This window comes from Pseudonocardia sp. SID8383, assembly GCF_009864975.1.
Lineage (GTDB): Bacteria > Actinomycetota > Actinomycetes > Mycobacteriales > Pseudonocardiaceae > Pseudonocardia > Pseudonocardia alni.
This window is the reverse complement of the sequence record NZ_WWFY01000226.1, coordinates 1-707: the sequence shown is the minus strand read 5'-3', so window position 1 is coordinate 707 and position 707 is coordinate 1. Positions and strand designations below refer to the sequence as shown.

At 77.5% G+C, this 707-nt stretch carries 1 pseudogene; it reads left to right on the top strand.

The window, feature by feature from the left end:
- Positions 1–13: 13 nt before the first annotated feature.
- Positions 14–707 (top strand): annotated as a pseudogene (locus GTW08_RS05510) (hypothetical protein); the annotation flags it as partial.

Sequence of the window (707 nt, the reverse complement as noted above, 5' to 3'; positions counted from 1 at the left end):
CCGGGTCCTGGGCGTGCTCCGCGCGCCCGCCGCCGTCGAGCCGGGTCCCGTCGCCGTCGCGGTGCCGGAGCCCGCCGTTCCCTCGCGGCGGCGCCGGCTGCCGGTACCCGACCGGGCCGGGCTGTGGGCGCTCGTCGCGTTCGTGGTCCCGGCACTGCTGATGGGGGCGCTGGTCGCCCCGGTGGCCGGCCTGGACACCGGGCAGCCCGTCGTCGACGGGTTCCTGCGCATGCTGCAGCTGCCGTGGCGCGATCCGGTCGCGGCGGTCGTGCTCGCGGTGCAGTTCGCGTTGATCGCATGGTGGCGGTCCGCGCCGGTGCCCGCGCTGCTGCTCGCCGGGGCCGGATCGTTCGTCGCAGGGCTGCTCGACGGCGCCAACGTGTTCGCCGAGTCCGGCTGGGTGCTGCTGGTCTGGGGCGCGGCGACGACGGCGCCGGTCGTGACGTCCGCGGTGGCCGTGGTGGTGTCGACGCTCGTCGTCGTCGCCGGGGGTGTCCTGACGGGGGTGTGGGACCGGCTCGGCTACCCGGAGTCGGTGGTGGTGCTGAACTTCCTGGCCGTGGTGCCGCTGTGGGCGGCCGGGGTCGCGGTCCGCCACCACCGGCTCGACACCGCGGCCCGGCGGCGCGCGCTCACCGAGGCGGGCGTGCGCGACGCGCTCACCCGCGAACGCCTGCGCGTGGCCCGCGACCTGCACGACGTCGTCG